Origin of the sequence: Micrococcus endophyticus, assembly GCF_014205115.1 — a bacterium.
In the GTDB taxonomy this organism is placed as follows: domain Bacteria; phylum Actinomycetota; class Actinomycetes; order Actinomycetales; family Micrococcaceae; genus Micrococcus; species Micrococcus endophyticus.
Genome location: NZ_JACHMW010000001.1, coordinates 1,591,276 through 1,612,815, shown reverse-complemented (window position 1 = coordinate 1,612,815; position 21,540 = coordinate 1,591,276). Strand labels below are relative to the sequence as shown.

At 72.3% G+C, this 21,540-nt stretch carries 20 protein-coding genes; 14 read left to right on the top strand and 6 right to left on the bottom strand.

Annotation, left to right across the window (positions count from 1 at the left end; all coding sequences use genetic code 11):
• Positions 1-149: 149 nt before the first annotated feature.
• On the bottom strand, positions 150-1,664 hold the full coding sequence (locus HDA33_RS07370; protein ID WP_184172190.1) for a catalase: 1,515 nt from the start codon (positions 1,662-1,664) through the stop codon (positions 150-152).
• A gap of 212 nt (positions 1,665-1,876) precedes the next feature.
• On the opposite strand from HDA33_RS07370, the gene glyA reads away from it, so the two are divergent.
• From glyA to HDA33_RS13010, 5 genes are all read left to right on the top strand, one after another.
• Positions 1,877-3,157 (top strand): serine hydroxymethyltransferase, encoded by a 1,281-nt coding sequence (gene glyA, locus HDA33_RS07365; protein WP_017489282.1) that lies wholly within the window; start codon positions 1,877-1,879, stop codon positions 3,155-3,157.
• Between the two features lie 7 nt (positions 3,158-3,164).
• On the top strand, positions 3,165-4,076 hold the full coding sequence (locus HDA33_RS07360) for a bifunctional methylenetetrahydrofolate dehydrogenase/methenyltetrahydrofolate cyclohydrolase (protein WP_017489281.1): 912 nt from the start codon (positions 3,165-3,167) through the stop codon (positions 4,074-4,076).
• 171 nt (positions 4,077-4,247) lie between these two features.
• Positions 4,248-4,664 (top strand): MmcQ/YjbR family DNA-binding protein, encoded by a 417-nt coding sequence (locus tag HDA33_RS07355; RefSeq protein ID WP_017489280.1) that lies wholly within the window; start codon positions 4,248-4,250, stop codon positions 4,662-4,664.
• Between the two features lie 40 nt (positions 4,665-4,704).
• Entirely contained in the window at positions 4,705-5,724 is a 1,020-nt protein-coding gene (locus HDA33_RS07350) for an ABC transporter ATP-binding protein (protein ID WP_017489279.1), read from the top strand.
• A gap of 3 nt (positions 5,725-5,727) precedes the next feature.
• Positions 5,728-7,656 carry an ABC transporter permease gene (locus HDA33_RS13010; RefSeq protein ID WP_184172188.1) on the top strand — a complete coding sequence of 643 codons (1,929 nt, stop codon included), beginning with the start codon at positions 5,728-5,730 and terminating at the stop codon, positions 7,654-7,656.
• A 16-nt stretch (positions 7,657-7,672) separates the two neighbouring features.
• Here the strand turns inward: HDA33_RS13010 and HDA33_RS07340 are convergent, their stop codons facing one another.
• Positions 7,673-9,178 (bottom strand): MFS transporter, encoded by a 1,506-nt coding sequence (locus HDA33_RS07340; protein ID WP_338104284.1) that lies wholly within the window; start codon positions 9,176-9,178, stop codon positions 7,673-7,675.
• Between the two features lie 401 nt (positions 9,179-9,579).
• Between HDA33_RS07340 and HDA33_RS07335 the strand changes: the two genes are divergently transcribed.
• From HDA33_RS07335 to HDA33_RS07300, 8 genes are all read left to right on the top strand, one after another.
• Positions 9,580-10,143 carry a phage holin family protein gene (locus tag HDA33_RS07335; protein ID WP_158493247.1) on the top strand — a complete coding sequence of 188 codons (564 nt, stop codon included), beginning with the start codon at positions 9,580-9,582 and terminating at the stop codon, positions 10,141-10,143.
• Positions 10,143-11,069 (top strand): exodeoxyribonuclease III, encoded by a 927-nt coding sequence (locus tag HDA33_RS07330; RefSeq protein ID WP_184172186.1) that lies wholly within the window; start codon positions 10,143-10,145, stop codon positions 11,067-11,069. Before HDA33_RS07335 ends, HDA33_RS07330 begins: the two co-directional genes overlap by 1 nt.
• Before the next feature lie 32 nt (positions 11,070-11,101).
• The gene (gene trpS, locus HDA33_RS07325; protein ID WP_184172184.1) at positions 11,102-12,178 is read left to right on the top strand and encodes a tryptophan--tRNA ligase; all 1,077 of its coding nucleotides are present in this window, start codon (positions 11,102-11,104) and stop codon (positions 12,176-12,178) included.
• A 204-nt stretch (positions 12,179-12,382) separates the two neighbouring features.
• Positions 12,383-13,129, top strand: coding sequence for an ABC transporter ATP-binding protein (locus HDA33_RS07320; RefSeq protein WP_184172181.1), 747 nt, complete (start codon positions 12,383-12,385; stop codon positions 13,127-13,129).
• Positions 13,126-14,406, top strand: a complete 1,281-nt coding sequence (locus HDA33_RS07315; RefSeq protein WP_184172179.1) for an ABC transporter permease — start codon at positions 13,126-13,128, stop codon at positions 14,404-14,406. The genes HDA33_RS07320 and HDA33_RS07315 overlap by 4 nt, the downstream gene beginning before the upstream one ends.
• A gap of 58 nt (positions 14,407-14,464) precedes the next feature.
• Complete coding sequence (locus HDA33_RS07310; protein ID WP_184172177.1) at positions 14,465-15,190, top strand: hypothetical protein; 726 nt, start codon at positions 14,465-14,467, stop codon at positions 15,188-15,190.
• Between the two features lie 61 nt (positions 15,191-15,251).
• The gene (locus HDA33_RS07305) at positions 15,252-15,878 is read left to right on the top strand and encodes a hypothetical protein (protein ID WP_184172175.1); all 627 of its coding nucleotides are present in this window, start codon (positions 15,252-15,254) and stop codon (positions 15,876-15,878) included.
• Positions 15,879-15,885: 7 nt separating this feature from the next.
• Positions 15,886-16,422: a hypothetical protein gene (locus tag HDA33_RS07300; protein ID WP_184172174.1), complete on the top strand. Its 537-nt coding sequence runs from the start codon at positions 15,886-15,888 to the stop codon at positions 16,420-16,422.
• A gap of 127 nt (positions 16,423-16,549) precedes the next feature.
• On the opposite strand, the gene HDA33_RS07295 is transcribed toward HDA33_RS07300, so the two are convergent.
• The 4 genes from HDA33_RS07295 to sdhC all read right to left on the bottom strand — a co-directional run bounded on the left by HDA33_RS07295 (position 16,550) and on the right by sdhC (position 20,095).
• The gene (locus HDA33_RS07295; protein ID WP_184172172.1) at positions 16,550-17,341 is read right to left on the bottom strand and encodes a succinate dehydrogenase iron-sulfur subunit; all 792 of its coding nucleotides are present in this window, start codon (positions 17,339-17,341) and stop codon (positions 16,550-16,552) included.
• Positions 17,341-19,128: a succinate dehydrogenase flavoprotein subunit gene (gene sdhA / locus HDA33_RS07290; protein ID WP_184172170.1), complete on the bottom strand. Its 1,788-nt coding sequence runs from the start codon at positions 19,126-19,128 to the stop codon at positions 17,341-17,343. Before sdhA ends, HDA33_RS07295 begins: the two co-directional genes overlap by 1 nt.
• A 79-nt stretch (positions 19,129-19,207) precedes the next feature.
• A complete protein-coding gene (locus HDA33_RS07285) occupies positions 19,208-19,687 on the bottom strand; it encodes a succinate dehydrogenase hydrophobic membrane anchor subunit (RefSeq protein WP_017487997.1) in 480 nt (159 codons plus the stop codon).
• A gap of 3 nt (positions 19,688-19,690) precedes the next feature.
• Complete coding sequence (gene sdhC, locus HDA33_RS07280; protein WP_017487998.1) at positions 19,691-20,095, bottom strand: succinate dehydrogenase, cytochrome b556 subunit; 405 nt, start codon at positions 20,093-20,095, stop codon at positions 19,691-19,693.
• Positions 20,096-20,360: 265 nt separating this feature from the next.
• Here sdhC and HDA33_RS07275 point away from each other — a divergent pair, with 265 nt between their 5' ends.
• Positions 20,361-21,512, top strand: coding sequence for a mannose-1-phosphate guanylyltransferase (locus tag HDA33_RS07275; protein ID WP_017487999.1), 1,152 nt, complete (start codon positions 20,361-20,363; stop codon positions 21,510-21,512).
• Positions 21,513-21,540: the final 28 nt, after the last annotated feature.

The following is a 21,540-nucleotide window of genomic DNA, read 5'->3' as shown; positions in this document are numbered from 1 at the left end:
TCTGCGCTGCGGGGGTGCGTGATCGGCTCTGCACTCCCGCACGGCTCTGCGCGCCCACCTGACACGACGACGGCGGCCGCCCCCTCGTGAGAGGGAGCGGCCGCCGTGGACTCGCCGACGCCGCGCGGGCGCCGGTCAGGTCCGGTCGATCAGATGCGGGCCTCGCCGCCGCCGGCGGCGCCGGGGATGTCGTCGCCCTGGCCCTTCTTGACCTCGTCCTCGATGCGCTGGCCGATCGTGGCGTCCACGTTCTTCCAGTACTGGAAGGCGCGGGCCTGGACGTCCTCGCGGACGCCGTCCAGGGCACCGACCACGGTCTCCACGAAGGCGTCGCGCTCGGCGTCGGTGAAGACCTCGCGGACCAGTGTGCCGGCCTGGCCGAAGTCGTCGTCGTCCTTGCGCAGGGCCTGGGCCTCGCGGGTCAGGGTGCCGTCCGCCTCCCAGCCGTCGTCCACGGGGCCGGTCTCGTCGGACCAGGAGTCGCCGTTGGAGTTGGGCGCGTAGGTGGAGCGGGAGCCGGTGTGGTCGTACCACATCTGGCCGTCGAACGCGTAGTTGTGGACCTCGTTCTTCGGGCGGTTCACCGGCAGCTGGTTCACGTGGGCGCCCACGCGGTACAGCTGGGCGTCGTGGTACGCGAAGGAGCGGCCCAGGAGCATGCGGTCCGGGGACAGGCCCACGCCGGGGACCATGTTGCCCGGGTTGAACGCGGCGGACTCGATCTGCGCGAAGTGGTTCTCCGGGTTGCGGTTCAGGGTCAGCGTGCCGACCTTGATGCGCGGGTAGTCCTTCTTGGAGATCGTCTTCGTGAGGTCGAAGGGGTTGAACCGGTAGGTCTTGCCCTCCTCGTAGGGGATCGCCTGGATGTACAGGTCCCACTTGGGGTAGTCGCCCTTGGCGATGGACTCGAACAGGTCCTGGCGGTGGTGGTCGGCGTTCTTGCCGGCCATCGCCTCGGCCTCCTCGTTCGAGAAGTTGTGCACGCCCTGCTGGGAGATGAAGTGGTACTTCACCCAGTGCTTCTCACCCTGGGCGTTGACCCACAGGTAGGTGTGGGAGCCGTAGCCGTTCATCTCGCGCCAGGTGCGCGGCAGGCCGCGCGGGCCCATCAGGTAGGTCACCTGGTGCGCGGACTCCGGGGTGTTGGTCCAGAAGTCCCACTGCATGGTGGCGTCGCGCAGGCCGGAGTCCGGCAGGCGCTTCTGCGAGCGGATGAAGTGGGTGAACTTCATGGGGTCGCGCAGGAAGAAGATCGGGGTGTTGTTGCCGACCACGTCGAGGTTGCCCTCGTCCGTGTAGAAGCGCAGCGCGAAGCCGCGCACGTCGCGCCAGGTGTCCGGGGAGCCCAGCTCGCCGGCCACGGTGGAGAAGCGCAGGAGGGTCTCGGTCTTGGCGCCCGGCTGGAAGACCAGGGCCTTGGTGTACTTCGAGACGTCCTCGGTCACCTCGAACTCGCCGAACGCGCCGGAGCCCTTGGCGTGCGGGCGGCGCTCGGGGATGTTCATGCGGTTGAAGTGCTGGTGGGTCTCCACCAGGTGGGTGTCATGGAGGACGATGGGGCCCTCGCTGCCCACGGTCAGGGACTGGCGGTCGCTGACGGCGGGCGCGCCGTTCTGGCGCGTCGAGCCGGTGGCGTGCGGGGTTGTCTTCTGGTTCTCCGTCATGGAACTCTCCTTCGTCGATCGACGTCGACCGCACACCGAATGGCCGGGGCGCGGCCTCGCCCCCGATCTTGGCACATTTCTGAATCAGTCAAAAGAACCGCCCGGCCTCGACGTCGTGCGATGCACGAGGGCCCGCGTGCGTCCCGGTCACTAGGATGGGCGGCACCGGAGCCTTCCGGCCGCACAGACCCCCGCTTCGAAGGGAATCCCCCGTGACGCAGACGCCCGACATCAACACCCAGCCACTGTCCGAGGTGGACCCGGAGATCGCCGCGGCGCTCGCGGACGAGCTCGGCCGCCAGCGGGGCACGCTGGAGATGATCGCCTCGGAGAACTTCGTGCCGCGCGCCATCCTCGAGACCCAGGGCTCGGTGCTCACCAACAAGTACGCGGAGGGCTACCCGGGCCGTCGCTACTACGGCGGCTGCGAGTTCGTGGACGTCGCCGAGAACCTCGCGATCCAGCGCGCCAAGGACCTGTTCGGCGCCGAGCACGCCAACGTCCAGCCGCACGCCGGCGCGCAGGCCAACGTGGCCGTGATGACCGCGCTGATGGACCACGGGGACACCCTGATGGGCCTGTCCCTGGCCCACGGCGGCCACCTCACCCACGGCATGAAGATCAACTTCTCCGGCAAGAACTACAAGATCGCCGCCTACGAGGTGGAGCCGGACACCTACCGGATCGACATGGACAAGGTCCGTGAGAAGGCCCTCGAGGCCCAGCCGAAGGTGATCGTCGCCGGCTGGTCCGCCTACCCCCGTCAGCTGGACTTCGCCGCCTTCCGCTCCATCGCGGACGAGGTCGGCGCCAAGCTGTGGGTGGACATGGCCCACTTCGCCGGCCTCGTGGCCGCCGGTCTGCACCCGAACCCGGTGCCGCACGCCGACGTCGTCACCTCCACCGTGCACAAGACCCTCGCCGGCCCCCGCTCGGGCTTCATCCTCTCCACCGAGGAGTTCAAGAAGAAGATCGACTCCGCCGTGTTCCCGGGCCAGCAGGGCGGCCCGCTGATGCACGCGATCGCGGGCAAGGCCGTGGCCTTCAAGATCGCCGGCTCGGCCGACTTCAAGGAGAAGCAGGAGCGCACCCTGCAGGGCGCCCAGATCCTGGCCGAGCGCCTCACCGCCCCGGACATGACCGAGCTGGGCATCTCCGTGCTCACCGGCGGCACCGACGTGCACCTGGTCCTCGTAGACCTGCGCGAGTCCCAGCTGGACGGCAAGCAGGGCGAGGACATCCTGCACGAGGTGGGCATCACCGTGAACCGGAACTCGGTGCCGTGGGACCCGCGCCCGCCGATGACCACCTCCGGCCTGCGCATCGGCACCCCCGCCCTGGCCTCCCGGGGCTTCGGCGAGGCCGAGTTCCGCGAGGTCGCCGAGATCGTCGCCGCGGCCCTCAAGCCGAGCCCGGACGTGCAGGCGCTGCGTGCCCGCGTCGTGAAGCTCACCGAGGACTTCCCGCTGTACGACGGCCTCGAGGGCTGGTGAGGCGCCGATGACCGCGAAGGTCCTGGACGGCAAGGCCACGGCCGCCGCCCTCAAGGAGGAGCTGCGCGAGCGGGTGTCCGCTCTCACCGAGCGCGGGCACACCCCCGGCCTGGGCACCGTGCTCGTGGGCGAGGACGCCGGCTCGCAGAAGTACGTGGCCGGCAAGCACCGCGACTGCGCCGAGGTGGGCATCGAGTCCATCCAGCGCGAACTGCCCGCGGACGCCACCGAGGAGGAGATCCTCGCGGTGGTGCGCGAGCTGAACGAGGACCCGGCCTGCACCGGGTACATCGTCCAGCTGCCCCTGCCCAAGCACGTGGACACCCAGAAGGTGCTCGAGGCCATCGACCCGGACAAGGACGCCGACGGCCTGCATCCCATGAACCTGGGCCGGCTCGTGGCCTCGGTGGGCGGGGAGCTGGACTCCCCGCTGCCGTGCACCCCCGCCGGCTGCGTGGAGCTGCTGCGCCGCCACGGCGTGGAGCTGGCCGGGAAGCACGTGCTGGTGATCGGCCGCGGCGTGACCATCGGCCGCCCCGCCGGCCTGGTGCTCACCCGCCGCGAGGTCAACGCCACCGTGACCCTGGCCCACACGGGCACGCAGAACCTGGACGAGCTGCTCGGCCAGGCCGACGTCGTGATCGCCGCCGCCGGCTCCGCCCACATGGTGCGGCCGGAGCAGGTCAAGGACGGCGTGATCGTCCTGGACGTGGGCGTCTCCCGCGTCACCGGGGAGGACGGCACGTCGCGCGTCCTGGGCGACGTGGACCCGGCCGTGAAGGAGAAGGCGGCCTGGATGGCGCCGAACCCGGGCGGCGTGGGGCCGATGACCCGCGTGATGCTCCTGTCCAACGTGGTGGAGGCCGCCGAGCGCGCGGCCGACGCCGAGGACTGGGCGGGGGAGCGCGCCGAGGCCTGACCGGCCCGTCGCACCCCGCCCGGCTGACCGGACCCTGCGGCCTGGCCCCCGTCTCGCGCGAGACGGGAGCCATGCCGCAGGGTCCGTCGCGTCCGGGGGTCATATCCGGGGGCCACGGGCTGGAACCCCGGCCGGTGACCGGCCGCGCGGCGGGCGCCTAGCCTGCGGTCCATGGACGCCCTCGACCTGCCCGCCCTCGCCGCCGCCCGCGCCCTGGAGCTGCCGGGCTCGGAGCTCACCCACCCGTTCGGGCCGGAGGCGGACGTGTACAAGGTCCGCGGCAGGGTCTTCATGCTCGTGCTGGAGGCCCAAGGGGCGATGCTCGTGAACCTCAAGGCCGTGCCCGAGGACGGCGCGGCCCTGCGCGAGGCCTACCCCGCGCAGGTCACCCCCGGCTACCACATGAGCAAGCGGCACTGGATCTCGCTCGGACCGCCCTCGGCGGACCCGCGCGACGACGACGCCCCGGCCCGCCTCGACGCGGCGCTCGTGAGGGACCTGGTCACCGAGTCCTACCTGCTGGTGCTCGAGCGCAGCGTGCCGCGGCGCGACTGGCCGGTGGACCCGGCGACGTTCGGCCGCGGCTGAGCGGCCCGGCACCGCGCGCGTGGTCGTACGATGAGCAGTTGTGAGCCACGCCATCCCCGCTTCGCCCTCGCCTTCGCAGTCACCCGCCGACGCCCCCGACGCCGGCCCCGCCCCGGTCATCCGCGCCCGCGGGCTGCGCAAGCAGTACGGCGACTTCCACGCGGTCAAGGGCATCGACCTGGACGTGCGCCCGGGGGAGTGCTTCGGCCTGCTCGGCCCCAACGGCGCCGGCAAGTCCACCACCATGCGGATGCTGGCCGGCACGTCGCAGCGCACGGCCGGGGAGCTGAGCATCCTGGGCATCGACCCGGAGGAGGACGGCCCCGCCGTGCGCGCCCGCCTCGGCGTGGTCCCGCAGCAGGACAACCTGGACGAGGAGCTCACGGCCCGGGAGAACATCCTGATCTACGGCCGCTACTTCGGCCTGCCCTACTCGTACCTGCGCCCCAAGGCGGACGAGCTGCTCGCCTTCGCCCAGCTCACGGAGAAGGCGGACGCGAAGGTCACCGACCTCTCCGGCGGCATGAAGCGGCGCCTGGTGATCGCCCGCGCCCTCGTCAACGAGCCGGCCCTGTTCCTCCTGGACGAGCCCACCACGGGCCTGGACCCGCAGGCGCGCCACATCCTCTGGGACCGCCTCTACCGGCTCAAGGAGCGCGGCACCACGCTGCTGCTCACCACCCACTACATGGACGAGGCCGAGCAGCTGTGCGACCGGCTCGTGGTGGTGGACGGCGGGCAGATCATGGCCGCCGGCACCCCGGCCGCGCTGATCCGCGAGCACGCCTCGCGCGAGGTCCTCGAGGCCCGCTTCGGCGCGGACCGCAACGAGGCCGCCGCGCGCACGATCCAGGCGCGCGCCGGCGACGGCGTCGTGCACCGGGTGGAGGTCCTGCCGGACCGCGTGCTCGTCTATGCGGCGCACGCGGACGACCTGCACGCCGTGGTCCAGGGCCTCGTCGACGACGGCGCCCTGCCCGCCCCCGTCACCACGCTGACCCGCCGAGCGAGCCTCGAGGACGTCTTCCTCATCCTCACCGGCCGCACCCTGGTGGACTGAGCCGTGGACGCCTCCACCACGACGACGGCCCCCGGCCCCGCCGCGCCCCGCGCCTCTGCGTCACCCGCCCCGCTGAGCCCGCCGATCTCGGCCGCGGAGTCCGCCGAGCGCGTCACGCGCCGCGGCGCGCTCTACTACGCCGAGCACCAGCTGCGGAACATGCGCCGCTACGGCTCGGTGCTGATCGTGGGCGCCCTCGGCGAGCCGATCGTGTACCTGCTGGCCATGGGGCTGGGCCTGGCCCAGCTCATGGGCGGCGGCGCCGCACAGGAGGGGCTCGGCGGCGTCTCCTACGTCGCGTTCCTCGCACCCGCGCTGCTGGCCTCGGGCGCCCTGATGACGGCGGCGGTCGAGTTCTCCTACCCCGTCATGGGCGGGTTCCAGTGGCAGAAGACGTACTACGCCGCACAGGCCACGCCGCTCACGCCGGCGCAGATCGCCGTGGGCCACCTGGGGGCGGTGAGCCTGCGCTTCCTGTTCCAGGGGCTCGTGTTCTTCCTGGTGATGCTCGCGTTCGGGGTGGTGCACAGCCCGTGGGGCTGGCTGCAGATCCTCACCGCCACCCTCGGCGGGCTGGCCATCGGCGCGCCCATCATGGCGTTCGCGGCCTCCCTGACCGAGGACAAGGGGCAGTTCGCCACGGTGCAGCGGCTCGTGATCATGCCGCTGTTCCTGTTCTCCGCCACGTTCTACCCGCTCGAGGCGCTGCCGGTGTGGCTGCGCTGGATCGGCTGGATCTCCCCGCAGTGGCACGCCGCCCAGCTGGGCCGCGTGCTCTCCTACGGCATGGCGGAGCCGGTGTGGCTGACCGTGCTGCACGTGGTGGTGCTCGTGGCCATGGCCGCCGTCGGCACGTGGCTGGCGGTGCGGATCTACACCCGCCGCCTGGGCTGGCGCCGCGGCACCCCGGACCGGGACGCCCTCGCCCGCCCCAAGCCCGTCCGCGCGTCCCGCCTGGGCCGCCGCGGGCGGGAGGCCGACGCCCCGGCCGCGGCGGACGCCCCCGCCGACCCCGTCGCCCGCGCCGAGGCCGACCCCGCCGTGACCGCCGCCGCCGCCGGCGCCGAGCCGGCCGCGCCGTCGTCGTCCGTGGTGCGCGAGCACACCGCCGCCGTGCCCCCGATGCCGGAGATCACCCTGCGCCGCGGCCCGCTGGCCGGGATGTACGCCGGCAACGTGCGCGCCGTGATGGAGCGCGCGTTCCTCACGCTGAAGTCCAACAACTGGGTGGTGTTCGGCTCCGGGTTCTTCGAGCCGGTGCTCTACCTCGCCTCGATGGGGATCGGGCTGGGCGCGCTGGTCGGGGACGTCGCGGGTCCGGACGGCACGCCGATCCCGTACGGCATGTTCATCGCCCCGGCGCTGCTGGCGGTCTCGGCCATGAACGGGGCCATCTACGACTCCACGTGGAACGTGTTCTTCAAGCTGCGTCACGCCAAGACGTACCAGACCATGCTCTCCACGAAGCTCGGCCCGCTGGACGTGGCTCTCGGGGAGATCGCCATGGCGCTGCTGCGCGGGCTGATCTACGCGGTGGGCTTCCTCATCGTGATGACGGTCGGGGGACTGGTCACCTCGTGGACGGCGGTGCTCATGGTCCCGGGCGCGCTGCTGGTGGCCCTGGGCTTCGCGTCCCTGGGCATGGCGGTGACGAGCTACCTCAAGACGTTCCAGCACATGGACTGGATCCAGATCGTGCTGATGCCGATGTTCCTGTTCTCCGCCACGTTCTTCCCGCTGAGCGTCTACCCGCAGGCCATCCAGTGGGTCATCCAGGTGCTCCCGCTGTGGCACGCCGTGGAGCTGATGCGCGCGCTCGCGGTGGGCGTGGTGACGTGGGGGACCGCCGGCCACATCCTGTACTTCGTGGCGATGTCCGCCGTCGGGATCTGGTTCACCTCGCGCCGGCTCGGCGCGCTGTTCCTGCGCTGAGGCCCCCGCGGGCCGGTCAGGCCGCGCGCACCGCGCGGCGCCGCCGGACCACGTCCAGGGCCGCGACCACGGCGGTGAGCGCCCAGCACACGGCCACCATGCCCATGGCGGTCGATGCCGCGTGTGCGTACGCCGCGGCCGACGGCGGCCCGGCGCCCTCGGCTGCGGCGCCGGCCAGGGCCGCGAAGAACGCGCCCGTCACCACGGACAGGCCCAGGGCGGTGCCGAGGCGCTGCGCCGTCTGGGCGACGCCGCCGGCCGCCCCCGCCTCGTGGCCGGCGACGTCGTCCATCATCAGCACCTGCGTGCTGGTGAGCAGCAGGGCCTGCGAGGCCGACTGCACGATCAGCCCCACCCCCACGATCCACGGCGACCACGCGCCGGCCGCGCTGCGCTCGAACGCGAGCGCGAGCACCCCCAGCGACACGAGGCCCACGAGGGCGCCGAGCAGCACGAGCACGGGCCCGCGCCGCTGCACCATCGAGCCCACCCACGGGGACAGGGAGGCCACGACGACGGCGCCGGGCAGACCCACGAGGCCGGCCTCGAGCGGCGTGAACCCCATGCCGCGCTGCAGGAAGATCGCCACGATCGCGAACACCGCCGGCATCGTGGCCAGGTAGATGGTGGACTCGAGCGCGCCGATCGTGAAGGACAGCCGCCGGAACAGGGCCGGGTCCACCATGGGCTGTACGCCGGTGGCCGAGGCCCGGGCCTTCACGCGCTTCTCCCACAGCCACCACGCCGTCACGAGGGCGGCGGCGAGCACCAGCAGCCCGGCGGTGCCCGGGACGATGAACGGCACCATGAGGCACACCGCGCCCAGGCCCAGCAGCAGGGCGCCCACCGGGTCGAGCGCGGCGATACCGCGCGGGCCGGGGGCGGCGGGCAGGCCGTGCACGCGGGTGGGCGCGGGCAGCCACAGGACGCCCATGACGATCGCGGCCAGGCCCACGGGGGCGTTCATCAGGAAGGTGGAGCGCCACCCCCACTCGGGGCCGAGCGCGCCGAGCAGCAGGCCGCCGAGCATCGGGCCCACGGCCACGCCCAGGCCGATCACGGTCCCGAACAGGCCGTAGGCGCGGCCGCGGGCGCGCCCGGAGAAGTTCGACTGGATGAACCCGACCACCTGCGGGTTGAACACGCCCGCGCCGACGCCGGTGACGAGCCGGCCCGCGTTGAGCATGAGGGGGTCCACGGCGAAGCCGGAGACCAGCGCGCCCGCCACGTAGAGGCCGATGCCCACCAGGAACAGGGACTTGCGCCCCCACAGGTCGCCCGCGCGGCCGGAGGCCACCAGCACCGTGCCGAAGGTGAGCGTGTAGCCGGCCAGCACCCACTGCAGGTCCGCGCTCGTGGCGTGCAGCCCGGACTCGATGGCCGGCAGGGCCACGTTCACCACCGACACGCTCATCAGGGCCAGGAACAGCGGCATCAGGAGCGCGGTGAGGATGCGGCGCTGCTCGGGCGTGAAGGCGGCGGGCGCGGCGTCGCCGGCGGCGCTCCGGGGGCGAGGGGTCACCGCCTCAGGATAGGCGCGCACGACGACGGGCCCGGCCCCGCGATTCGCCGGGCGTCTCGCCGTCGCCGCCACCGGCCCGCCCACTCGCCCGCGCGGCACCGCCACCGCGGCACCGCCCCCGGCCTGCCCGCCAGCTGCCCGAGCGGCACCAACCCCGGTCCGCCCCCCAGCCGTATTCGGGCGGATCGACGGAAACGGCTGGGATCGACGGAACGCCCGTCGATCCCGGCCGCTTCCGTCGATCCGACGGGAGGGCTCCGCTGGGCCGGACGCGCCGCCCCCCCGGCCCAGCCCCGCCACGTCCGCGCATCGCCGCCACCGGCCCCGCCCGATTCGGAGCCGCGCCCCGCGATGCGGGATGATGGGGGTCAGACCCCACGAGCCCCTTCGGAGGAGCATCCATGTCCCAGTCCCTGACCACCGGTTCCGGCGAGACGCGCCGCGGCCCCCGCGCGGGCCTGCGCGTGGGATCCGTCGGTTTCGCCGCGATGATCGTCATCCTGATCGTGGCGATCATGTTCGCCGCGAACCAGAACGACGTCATCGGGTGGCTCGTGGTCGCCGTGGCCGCCGGCTGGCTGGTGTTCGCCCTGGTGGTGTTCCTGCAGATGCGGCGCGGCGTGCAGGCCGCCGGGCGCAAGGTGGACGCCGCCATGGAGAACGCCCGCGCCGACGTCGCCGCCCTGCGCGGCCAGGGCGCCGCCGCGGCCCCGCAGGCCGCCGCCCACGCCCCCGCCGGCGACCCGATGCGGGACACCAAGCTGGACCACTCCTTCAAGATCGCCCAGGTGCAGGTCAAGGTCGTGCGCGAGCAGCTCGCCGCCGGCGGCGCCATGGACCGCGAGATGGTGGACCGCGCGCTGGAGACCATCGACATCACCGCCGCCAACGCCCGGGACATGATCAAGGAGTCCCGCGGCCAGGGCGGGTCCGAGGGCCCCGTCAGCGGGACGGTGATCGGCTGATGACCGTCCTGCCCGAGAAGGACCCGGTCACCGGGAAGTACCCCGAGCCCGCCGAGGGCGAGCCCGTGGTGCACGCGAACGCCGGCGCCCCCAAGGAGGACGGCGCGCTGCGCGTGGCCACCGTGAACGTCAACGGCATCCGCGCCTCGCACCGCAAGGGCATGCGCGAATGGTTCGCCGGCCGCGGCGTGGACGTGCTCACCCTCCAGGAGGTGCGCGCCCCCGCGGACATCACCGCGAAGCTCGTCCGCGAGGTCGTGGGCGAGGACTGGGACGAGGTGCACCTGGCGGACGCCGAGGCCGCCGCCAAGGGGCGCGCCGGCGTCGCCATCGCCTCGAGGTTCCCGATCGAGGCGGTCCGCACCGGCATCGCCGACGCCGACGCGTACTTCGACGACGCCGGCCGCTGGATCGAGGCCGACCTGCGCCTGCCGGACGGCTCCGCGCTGACCGTGGTCTCCGCGTACGTGCACTCCGGCGAGGCCGACACCCCGAAGCAGGTGGACAAGTACCGGTTCCTCGACGAGATGGTCCGCCGCCTCGGCGAGCTGTCCGCCGGCCCGGACCACGCGCTCGTGACCGGCGACCTCAACGTGGGCCACACCGAGCTGGACATCAAGAACTGGAAGGGCAACCAGAAGAAGGCCGGGTTCCTCCCCGAGGAACGCGCCTACTTCGACCGGTTCTTCGGCGAGCTCGGCTTCACCGACGTGCACCGCTCCCTCGCGGGCCAGGTGCCCGGCCCGTACACGTGGTGGTCCATGCGCGGCAAGGCGTTCGACAACGACGCCGGCTGGCGCATCGACTACCAGATGGCCACCGCGGCCCTCGCCGAGAAGGCGAGCTCCGCCGTCGTGGACCGCGCCCCCAGCTGGGGCACCCGCTTCTCCGACCACGCCCCGCTCGTGGTCGACTACCGGTTCTGACCGCCCACGAGACCACGAGGCTGACGAAGAGAATGAAGAAGAACTCCGTGCAGGACGTCCTCGCCCAGGACGTCTCCGCCACCGCCCACCTGGCCGGCGCGTCCGACCGCCACCGCGTGCTCTCCGGCATGCAGCCCTCCGCGGACTCCCTGCACCTGGGCAACTACCTCGGGGCCCTCACCAACTGGGTCCGCACCCAGGACGACTTCGAGGCGTTCTTCTTCATCCCGGACCTGCACGCCATCACGGTGCCGCAGGACCCCGCGGCCCTCGCCCAGCGCACCCGCGTGGCGGCCGCCCAGTTCATCGCGGCCGGGATCGACCCGGAGCGCTCCACCCTGTTCGTGCAGTCCCAGGTGCCCGAGCACGCCCAGCTGGCGTGGGTGCTCACCTGCATGACGGGCATGGGCGAGGCCATGCGCATGACCCAGTTCAAGGACAAGTCCGCCAAGCAGGGCGCGGAGGCGGCCGGCGTCGGCCTGCTCGCCTACCCCATGCTGATGGCCGCGGACATCCTGCTGTACCAGCCGCACGGCGTGCCCGTGGGCGACGACCAGCGCCAGCACGTGGAGCTCACCCGCGACCTCGCACAACGGTTCAACCACCGCCACGGGGAGACGTTCGTGGTGCCCACCGGCTTCTACCCGGAGACCGGGGCGCGCATCTACGACCTGCAGGACCCGACGTCGAAGATGTCCAAGTCCGCGGCCTCCCCGAACGGGCTCATCAACGTCATGGACGACCCCAAGCGCACGGCGAAGAAGATCAAGTCCGCCGTGACCGACGACGGCACCGAGGTCCGCTTCGACCGCGAGGCCAAGCCGGGCGTCTCCAACCTGCTCACCATCCTCTCCGCCATGACGGACGTGCCGGTGGCCGAGCTCGAGGAGCGCTACGTGGGCAGGATGTACGGCCACCTCAAGGTGGACGTGGCCGACGCCGTGGTCGAGCGCCTCGCCCCGGTCAAGGCCCGGACCGAGGAGCTGCTCGCCGACCCGGCCGAGCTGGACCGGATCCTCGCCGCCGGCGCCGCGAAGGCCCGCGCCGTGGCCACCCCCGTGCTCGAGGACGTCTACGCCAAGGTGGGCTTCCTGCCGCCGCTGCGCTGACCCGGCCCGCTCGTTGAGCCGGCCCGCTCGTTGAGCCGGGCCGCCCGCGGTGTCGGCCCCGCCCGCCCGCCCCCGAATCTCATCCCTGAGGGGGAGGCCCGCCCCCGCCCGCGCGTGCCAGCATGGTGCGTGGACATCGCCTCCGCCCGTCCCGCCGACCGGGCGCGGACGGGCACGGGGGCACGGACGAGGGTGAGGACGAGGATGCACACGGTCCAGCAGGCCGCCGGGGCGCACGCGTCGGCGGGGAGGGAGCCGGTCCTGGAGACCGAGAACCTCGTGAAGGTGTACGGGCGGGGGGAGTCCCGCTTCGACGCGCTCAAGGGGGTCACCCTGCAGATCCAGGCGGGGGAGTCCGTGGCGATCGTGGGCAAGTCCGGCTCGGGCAAGTCCACGCTCATGCACCTGCTGGCGCTGCTGGACCGGCCGAGCGCCGGCGTCGTGGCGATGGACGGGCGCCCGGTCCAGGACGTCTCCCCGGCCGAGGTGGCGCGGCTGCGCAACGAGACCTTCGGCTTCGTGTTCCAGCAGTTCTTCCTCAACCCGGCGCAGACGGTGCTGGAGAACACCGTGCTGCCCCTGAAGATCTCCGGCGTGCCCCGCGCCGAGCGACGCGAGCGCGGGATGGCCGTGCTGGAGCGCCTCGAGCTCGCGGACAAGGCCGGCAACAAGGCCACGGACCTCTCCGGCGGCCAGAAGCAGCGCGTGTGCATCGCCCGCGCGCTGGTGAACCGCCCCACCGTGCTGTTCGCGGACGAGCCCACCGGCAACCTGGACTCGGCCACTTCGGCGGCCGTGGAGGACATCCTCTTCGGCCTGCACCGGGACGAGGGCATCACCCTCGTGGTGGTCACGCACGACGACGACCTCGCGGCCCGGTGCGACCGGCGCCTCGTGATGCAGGACGGCATGATCGTGGACGAGACGACGACGGCGGGGGCGCAGGCATGAAGGCGACGGACCTGGCGGGCACCGCCCTGGCGAACACGATGCGCGCGAAGCTGCGCACGTTCCTGACGGTGGTGGCGATCGTGATCGGCGCTTTCACCCTCACGCTGACCTCCGGCCTCGGCGCCGGCATCAACAAGTTCGTGGACAACATGGTGGAGGGCTTCGGCAGCCCGGACCAGCTCACCGTGATGAAGCAGGCGGACCCGACCTCGTTCGCCGCGGGCGGGGCGCCGCAGGAGTACGAGCCCGATGAGGCCGCGGCCGGGGAAATGTTCGGCCTGCCCCTGCTGACCGCCGCGGACCTGGACCGCATCCGGGACACGGAGCACGTCACCGAGGTCGAGACCGCGCGACTCGTGGAGCCCGAGTACATCGAGGGCGAGGACGGCCGGCAGTGGCAGGTCCCGTTCATGGGCAGCTCCTTCGAGATCGGGGCGCTCTCGCTCGCCGCGGGGCGCGAGCCGGCCGCGGACGCCGCCGAGGTGACGGTGCCTCAGGACTGGGTGGAGGCCCTCGGCGGCCAGGCGCCCGAAGACGTGCTCGGCCAGACCGTGACCCTCGTGGCCGCCGACCCGCTGGGGAAGCAGGACGGGGTGGAGGCCGAGGTGGTCGGGGTGACCGAGCCGATGGCCTCCGGCTCCGGTTCCGGCCCCGTGCCCTCCGGCGAGGTGGAGACGCGCCTGCACGAGATCCAGACCGCCGGCCTGCCGGAGGCGCAGCGGGACACGTTCTTCTCCGCCTCGGTGACGGTGGCGGACATGGCCGCGAACGAGGCGGCGGTGAAGGCCGCCCTCGCCGACGAGGGCTACTCCGCGCAGACCCTCGAGGACCAGCTCGGCCCGATCCGCGGGATCATCGACGCCGTGACCTGGGTGCTCAACGGCTTCGCCCTGATCGCCCTGCTCGCCGCGAGCTTCGGCATCATCAACACCCTGCTCATGGCGGTGCAGGAGCGCACCCGCGAGATCGGCCTGATGAAGGCGCTCGGCATGACCGGCCGCAAGATCTTCGGCCTGTTCACCATGGAGGCGGTGGTCATCGGCCTGCTCGGCTCGCTGATCGGCGTCGGCCTCGGCGTGGCCGTCGGCGTGGTGGCCAACCAGGTGCTCACCGAGGGCGCCCTGAGCGGCGTGACGGGGCTGGTGCTCTACGCCGTGGAGCCGCTGTCCCTGGCGCTGATCGTGCTGCTGATCGTGGCCATCGCCTTCCTCGCCGGCACCCTGCCGGCGGCCCGCGCCGCCCGCAAGGACCCCATCGAGGCCCTGCGCTACGAGTGAGGCCCCCTCGCCGTGACCGCCCGTCCCGTCCGCGCCCCCTGACCCGAGAGGAGCTCCCATGAGCAACCAGAACCCCGACTTCACCAACCCGGCCTACAACCCGGCCAACCCTCCCTTCGAGGGCGAGTCCGGCCAGGCGGGCCAGGCGCCCCAGCAGGGCCAGTACGGCCAGGCGCCGCAGTACGGCCAGCCCGACCCCTACGGCCAGGCCCCGCAGTACGGGCAGCCCGGACAGTACCCGGCCCCCGGGACCCGCTACGGGACCCAGCCCTACGGCGTCGACGGCCGGTACGGCACCGTGCCGGAGCCGCGCGGCTTCCGCACCCTGCTCACCCTCACCCTGGTCTCGGCCGCGCTGTGGGTGCTGTCCTCGCTCCCGGCCATGTTCACCATGGACGACATGATGGACGTCGTCATGCGGGACGCGGCGTCCCAGCCCGGCGTGACCGCCGAGGACATAGAGATGGTGTCCTCGTTCATGCGCACCGCCGGCATCACGAGCATCGTGATCTCGCTGATCATCGGGCTGGGCCTGTACGCGCTCGTCTACTTCAACCTGCGCGGCGTGAAGAACTGGGCGCGCATCCTGGGCATCGTGTTCGCCATCCTCGGGGCGCTCGCGATCTTCTCCGGGATCGGGTTCCTGTTCAGCGGCAGCACGATGCTGATCCTGTCCGGGGCGCTCACCCTCGCCTACGCGGTGGTGAACATCATCTGGGTCATCACCGCCTTCCGCTCGGACGTGGCGGAGTGGTTCCGCCAGGGCCGCCCGGCCGCCGCCTGACCTGGGCCGATCGGGCCGCCAGCCCTCGCCCCGGCGTGAGTCGGGGGGACACCATGGCGGCATGGCCTCCGATCCTCGCCCCCCGAACCCCGCGTCCCCCGACGGCCGGCCCGGCGACGGCCGCCCGGTCGTCGGGCCGGAGGACGCCCGCCGCCGCATCGCGGGCCACTCCGGCCCGCACGCGCGCCCCCTGATCCGGCCGAACGAGCGCACCCCCGGGGTGTTCCGCGCCCTGATCGGCCTCACCGTCGCCTCGGCCGCGGTCTACGTCGTCTCGCTCCTGCCGGGCCTGCGCCCCGGTGCGGCCGAGGAGATCGCCGCCACCCTGCCCGCGGACGCCCCCCGCTCGCCCGCCATGACGGCGGAGTCCATCCAGGCAGCGCTGACCGGCAGCGTCTGGGTCGCGGTGCTGCTCGGCCTGGGCGTCTATGCACTCGTCCTCGTGGGCCTGCTGCGGCGCAGCAACACGGCGCGCATCGTCGGTGCCATCGTGGCCGCCCTGGCCGTCTTCGTCACCCTGCTGGGCGCCATCCGGCTGTTCGTCTTCCCGGCGGAGTCGGTGGTGGCGCCGCTGCTGCTCGGTCTGCTGTTCGCCCTCGTGAACGCCGCGTGGCTCGTGTGCGCCTTCAACCCGGGCCTGGCCACCACCTTCGTCCGGCGCGACGCCGGCCCGCGCCGCCCGGCATGATGGGGGCATGCACACCCCCGACGACGCCGCCGCGGACGCCGACGACGCTGCGGCCCGCGCGGCGCTCCACGACCGCGTGGTCCGCCGCCCGCTGCGGCGCCTCCTGACGCTCACGGCCGTCACCGGCGCGCTGAGCGCCCTCGGGACCGCCGGGGTCCTGGCCCTGCAGGGTGCGCCCGGCTACGCCCGTGCCGTCCTCGAGGCGCGCTCGTGGGGCCAGGCGGCGGTCACGGACGCGGACGTCGCCTCGTTCCTCACCCCGCCCTGGGGCGTGCCCGCGGCCGTCCTCGGCGTGCTCGCCGTCGCCGCGCTGCTGATGCTGGGCGTCGCCCGGCGCGTCCGGGCCGTGCGGCCCGTGGGCACCGTGGCCGTCGGCCTGGGCCTGCTCTCGGCGGCCTTCTGGATGGTCGACGGCGGCCGGATGGTCGCCGCCGGGGGAGCGGGGCCGGTCGTGCTGGCCGCCGTGGTGGCGATGTTCGTCGCCTGCGCGGTGTGGCTGCTCACGGCGCACCTGCGCGCCACGCGCGACGCGTTCGACGGCTGAGCGCCGCGGGCGCGCCGAGCCCGCCCACCCCGCGAACGACCGAGCGACCCGCCGACCGGACGACAGACGACGGCGGCCCGCCTCCCCTCGAAGGGAGACGGGCCGCCGTCGTGCGGCGTGCCGAGGATCAGAACTGGCGGGCCAGGATGGCCTGCTTCACCTCGGCGATCGCCTTGGTCACCTGGATGCCGCGGGGGCACGCGTCGGTGCAGTTGAAGGTCGTGCGGCAGCGCCACACGCCCTCCTTGTCGTTCAGGATCTCCAGACGCATGTCGCCGGCGTCGTCGCGCGAGTCGAAGATGAAGCGGTGCGCGTTGACGATGGCGGCCGGGCCGAAGTACTGGCCGTCGGTCCAGAACACGGGGCAGGACGAGGTGCACGCGGCGCAGAGGATGCACTTGGTGGTGTCGTCGTACCGGGCGCGGTCGGCCTGGGACTGGTAGCGCTCCTGGGAGGGCTCGTGGCCCTCGGCGACGAGGAACGGCATGACCTCGCGGTAGGACTGGAAGAACGGGTCCATGTCCACGATCAGGTCCTTCTCCACCGGCAGGCCCTTGATGGGCTCCACCAGGATGGGCTTGGACAGGTCCAGGTCCTTGAGCAGGGTCTTGCAGGCCAGGCGGTTGCGGCCGTTGATGCGCATGGCGTCGGAGCCGCAGATACCGTGGGCGCAGGAGCGACGGAACGACAGGGTGCCGTCGTGGTCCCACTTCACCTTGTGCAGGGCGTCCAGCACGCGGTCCGTGCCGTACATGGTCAGGCGCCACTCGTCCCAGTAGGACTCCTCGGAGGACTCCGGGAGGTAGCGGCGGACCTTGAGGACGATGTCGAAGGACTCGATCGCGCCCATGCCGCCGCCGGCGGCCTGGGTCTGATCCTGGGCCACGGGGGCCTCGGTCTCGGTTGCTGCGTGGCTCATCAGTACTTGCGCTCCATCGGCTGGTAACGGGTGACGACGACGGGCTTGGTCTCGAAGCGGATGCCCTTGACGCCCTCCATCTCGGCGGTCTCGTCACGGTAGATCATGGTGTGGGCCATGAAGTTCGCGTCGTCGCGGTCCGGGTAGTCCTCGCGGTAGTGGCCGCCGCGGGACTCCTTGCGGCCCAGGGCCGCGAGGGTCATCGCCTCGGCGATGTCGAGGAGGTAGCCGAGCTCCATGCCCTCGAGCAGGTCGAGGTTGAAGCGCTTGCCCTTGTCCTGGACGGACACGTTCTCGTAGCGGCCGCGCAGCTCCTCGATCTTGGAGAGAGCGCGACGGATCGAGTCCTCGTCACGGAACACCTGCATGTCGGCGTCCATGGACTCCTGCAGCTCGGCGCGGATGTCCGCGACGCGCTCGGAGCCGGTGGCGGAGCGGAGGTTCTCGATGTGCTCCACGGTCGGCAGCTCGCCGCCCTCGGGCAGCTCCACGAAGTCGGCGGTCTGCGCGTACTCGGCGGCGTAGATGCCGGCACGGCGGCCGAACACGTTGATGTCCAGCAGCGAGTTGGTGCCCAGGCGGTTGGAGCCGTGCACGGACACGCAGGCCACCTCGCCGGCGGCGTACAGGCCCGGCACCACGGTGTCGTTGTCCTGCAGCACCTCGGCCTTGATGTTCGTGGGCACGCCGCCCATGAAGTAGTGGCACGTGGGGAACACCGGCACCGGCTCCGTGTAGGGCTCGACGCCCAGGTAGGTGCGGGCGAACTCGGTGATGTCCGGGAGCTTCTCGTCGATGTGCGAGGGCTCCAGGTGCGTCAGGTCGAGCAGCACGTAGTCCTTGTTCGGACCGGCGCCGCGGCCCTGGCGGACCTCCTCGGCCATGGACCGGGCCACGATGTCGCGCGGGGCGAGGTCCTTGATGGTGGGGGCGTAGCGCTCCATGAAGCGCTCGCCGTCCGAGTTGCGCAGGATGCCGCCCTCGCCGCGGGCCGCCTCGGAGAGGAGGATGCCCAGGCCGGCCAGGCCGGTCGGGTGGAACTGCACGAACTCCATGTCCTCGAGGGGCAGGCCCGCACGGTAGGCGATGGCCATGCCGTCGCCGGTGAGGGTGTGGGCGTTCGAGGTGGTCTTGTACACCTTGCCGGCGCCGCCGGTGGCGAAGACGACCGACTTGGCCTGGAAGACGTGGATCTCGCCGGTGGCGAGCTCGTAGGAGACGACGCCGGCGGTGCGCTTCTGCTTGTAGGGGGTGCCGTCCTCGCGCACGGCGTCCTCCTCCACCAGCAGCAGGTCGAGCACGTAGAACTCGTTGTAGAACTCCACGTTGTGCTTGACGCAGTTCTGGTAGAGCGTCTGCAGGATCATGTGGCCGGTGCGGTCCGCGGCGTAGCAGGCGCGGCGCACGGGCGCCTTGCCGTGGTCGCGGGTGTGGCCGCCGAAGCGGCGCTGGTCGATCTTGCCCTCGGGGGTGCGGTTGAAGGGCAGGCCCATCTTCTCCAGGTCGAGCACCGCGTCGATGGCCTCCTTGGCCATCACCTCGGCGGCGTCCTGGTCCACGAGGTAGTCACCGCCCTTGACGGTGTCGAACGTGTGCCACTCCCAGTTGTCCTCCTCGACGTTGGCGAGGGCGGCGCACATGCCGCCCTGGGCCGCGCCGGTGTGGGAGCGGGTGGGGTAGATCTTGGTGAGGACGGCGGTGTGGGCGCGCTGGCCGGCCTCGATGGCCGCGCGCATGCCGGCGCCGCCGGCGCCGACGATCACCACGTCGTACTTGTGCACCTGCATTCAGGTTCTCTCTTTCTGGGTGTCCGGGGCGCGGCGGCCGCATCAAGGCCGGCCGCGCCGCGGGGGAGCGTGTCCTGGGTCAGCCGCAGAAGGCCGGGGAGCCCTCGAGCAGGGCGCCGGAGGCGTCGACCATGCAGGGATCGAAGGTGAAGATCACCAGGGTGCCGAGGATGATGATCACGGCGGTGGCGATGTAGAGGATCATCGTGAGCCAGAAGCGGGCGTTGCCGCGCTCGGTGTAGTCGTTGATGATCGTGCGGACGCCGTTGGCGCCGTGCAGCATGGCCAGCCACAGCAGGGCCAGGTCCCAGAACTGCCACAGCGGGTGGGCCCACTTGCCGGCCACGAAGCCGAAGTCGATGCCCTTGATGCCGTCGCCCACGAGCAGGTTGCTGGTCAGGTGCACGGCGATGAGCACGACGAGGAAGACGCCCGAGACGCGCATGAAGAGCCAGGCGAGCATCTCGAAGTTGCCGCGCCCGCCCTTGTCGCGGGTGTACTTGGGGTCGATGCGGCCGGTGCGGGGGGCCGCGATGGTGGTCTCAGCGGTGGTGCTCATGGCTCAGTGACCTCCGAAGGCGAGGCTGAAGTGACGGATGCAGAAGCCGATGGTCAGCACGGCCCACAGCGCCAGCACGATCCACAGCAGGGTCTTGTGGTGCTGGGTGCCGCCCTTCCAGAAGTCGACCAGGATGATGCGCAGGCCGTTGAGGGCGTGGAAGATGATCGCCGCGACCAGGCCGGCCTCGCCGAGGGCGAAGTACCAGGTTTTGTAGGCGCCGATCACGGCGTCGTAGGCCTCGGGGGAGACCCGGACCATCGCCGTGTCAAGCACGTGGACGAGCAGGTAGAAGAAGATGACGACGCCGGTGACGCGGTGGCCCACCCAGGACCACATGCCTCCGTGGCCCCGGTACAGGGTTCCGCGGCCGTTCTTGGCCGGGGCCTGCGCAGTGGCGCTAGACACGGTTGATACCTCCAGGGGGAATGCACGTTCCCTTCCTGTGCCGGGGGCGGCGACGGGCGGGGGCGTGTGCGAGTGGATTCCTCCGACCCAGGGTAGACCCTCCCCGCCCTTCGCGCCCGTCCGGACCCTCAGGGTGGAGCACTGTGACCAGGGTGGAGCACTGTGACGCGAGCGTCGCGGCCTCCCCGCCTCCTCGGTGTGGGCTGTGCCACGCCTGGGACCGCCGGAGTGGTCCCCCGTCCGGGGGGTTCCGTACTCTGAGCCGGTGAGCACCGATCCGAACCTGACCGAGGCCGGGCGCGAGGACGCGCCGGGCTCGGCCCTGTCCCGCTTCCACGTCGTGATCCCCGCCGGAGGCGTGGGCACCCGGCTGTGGCCGCTGTCCCGCGCGGCGGCGCCGAAGTTCCTGCACGACCTCACGGGCTCGGGCCAGACGCTGATCCGCGCCACGTGGGACCGGCTGGCCCCCCTGGCCGCGGGCATGCTCGTGGTCACCGGCGCGGCCCACCGCGACGCGGTGTGCGGCCAGCTGCCGGACCTGGACACGGCGGACCTGGTGCTCGAGCCCTCCCCGAAGGACTCCGCGGCCGCCATCGGCCTCGCCGCGGCCATCCTGTCCCTGCGGGACCCGGACACGATCATGGGCTCCTTCGCGGCGGACCAGGTCATCGCCCCCGTGGAGGTGTTCCAGGACGCCGTGCGCCAGGCCGTGGAGACCGCGGCCACGGGGCGCATCGTGACCATCGGCATCGAGCCGACGCACGCCGCAACGGGCTTCGGCTACATCCGCCGGGGCCGCCGACTGGCCGTGCCCGGCGCCCCGGACGCGCACGACGTCGCGGCGTTCGTGGAGAAGCCGGACCTCAAGGTCGCCCAGCAGTACGTGAAGTCGGGCCGCTACCTCTGGAACGCCGGCATGTTCGTGGCGCCGGTGGGCCTCATGCTCGCCCACCTCGAGGAGAACGAGCCCGCGCTGCACGCCGGCCTCATGGAGATCGCGCACGCGTGGGAGACCGAGCGGCGGGACGAGGTCATGGAGCGCGTCTGGCCCGAGCTGACCAAGACCGCCATCGACTATGCCGTGGCCGAGCCGGCCGCCGCCGTCGGCGACGTCGCCGTCATCCCCGGCGCCTTCACGTGGGACGACGTGGGGGACTTCGCCGCCATCGCCCGCCTGAACCCGGTCAAGGACGCCTCGGGCATCACCGTCATCGGGGACACCCCCCGCGTGTACTCGGACGACGCGTCCGGCGTCGTGGTCACGGACACGAGGCGCGTCATCGCGCTGATCGGCATCGAGGACGTCGTGGTGGTGGACACCGAGGACGCGCTGCTGGTGACCACCACGGACCACGCCCAGGAGGTCAAGAAGGCCGTGGAGGCGCTCAAGGCCGAGGGCGTGGACGAGGTCCTCTGACCGCCGTCACCGTCGCGTCGCGGAGGGT

Bases quoted from the DNA above. Each gene is read 5' to 3' on its own strand.
- HDA33_RS07370 (WP_184172190.1), bottom strand. From the start codon at position 1,664: ATGACGGAGAACCAGAAGACAACCCCGCACGCCACCGGCTCGACGCGC.
- HDA33_RS07360 (WP_017489281.1), top strand. From the start codon at position 3,165: ATGACCGCGAAGGTCCTGGACGGCAAGGCCACGGCCGCCGCCCTCAAG.
- HDA33_RS07355 (WP_017489280.1), top strand. From the start codon at position 4,248: ATGGACGCCCTCGACCTGCCCGCCCTCGCCGCCGCCCGCGCCCTGGAG.
- HDA33_RS07335 (WP_158493247.1), top strand. From the start codon at position 9,580: ATGTCCCAGTCCCTGACCACCGGTTCCGGCGAGACGCGCCGCGGCCCC.
- HDA33_RS07330 (WP_184172186.1), top strand. From the start codon at position 10,143: ATGACCGTCCTGCCCGAGAAGGACCCGGTCACCGGGAAGTACCCCGAG.
- trpS (WP_184172184.1), top strand. From the start codon at position 11,102: ATGAAGAAGAACTCCGTGCAGGACGTCCTCGCCCAGGACGTCTCCGCC.
- HDA33_RS07320 (WP_184172181.1), top strand. From the start codon at position 12,383: ATGCACACGGTCCAGCAGGCCGCCGGGGCGCACGCGTCGGCGGGGAGG.
- HDA33_RS07315 (WP_184172179.1), top strand. From the start codon at position 13,126: ATGAAGGCGACGGACCTGGCGGGCACCGCCCTGGCGAACACGATGCGC.
- HDA33_RS07310 (WP_184172177.1), top strand. From the start codon at position 14,465: ATGAGCAACCAGAACCCCGACTTCACCAACCCGGCCTACAACCCGGCC.
- HDA33_RS07305 (WP_184172175.1), top strand. From the start codon at position 15,252: ATGGCCTCCGATCCTCGCCCCCCGAACCCCGCGTCCCCCGACGGCCGG.
- HDA33_RS07300 (WP_184172174.1), top strand. From the start codon at position 15,886: ATGCACACCCCCGACGACGCCGCCGCGGACGCCGACGACGCTGCGGCC.
- HDA33_RS07295 (WP_184172172.1), bottom strand. From the start codon at position 17,341: ATGAGCCACGCAGCAACCGAGACCGAGGCCCCCGTGGCCCAGGATCAG.
- sdhA (WP_184172170.1), bottom strand. From the start codon at position 19,128: ATGCAGGTGCACAAGTACGACGTGGTGATCGTCGGCGCCGGCGGCGCC.
- HDA33_RS07285 (WP_017487997.1), bottom strand. From the start codon at position 19,687: ATGAGCACCACCGCTGAGACCACCATCGCGGCCCCCCGCACCGGCCGC.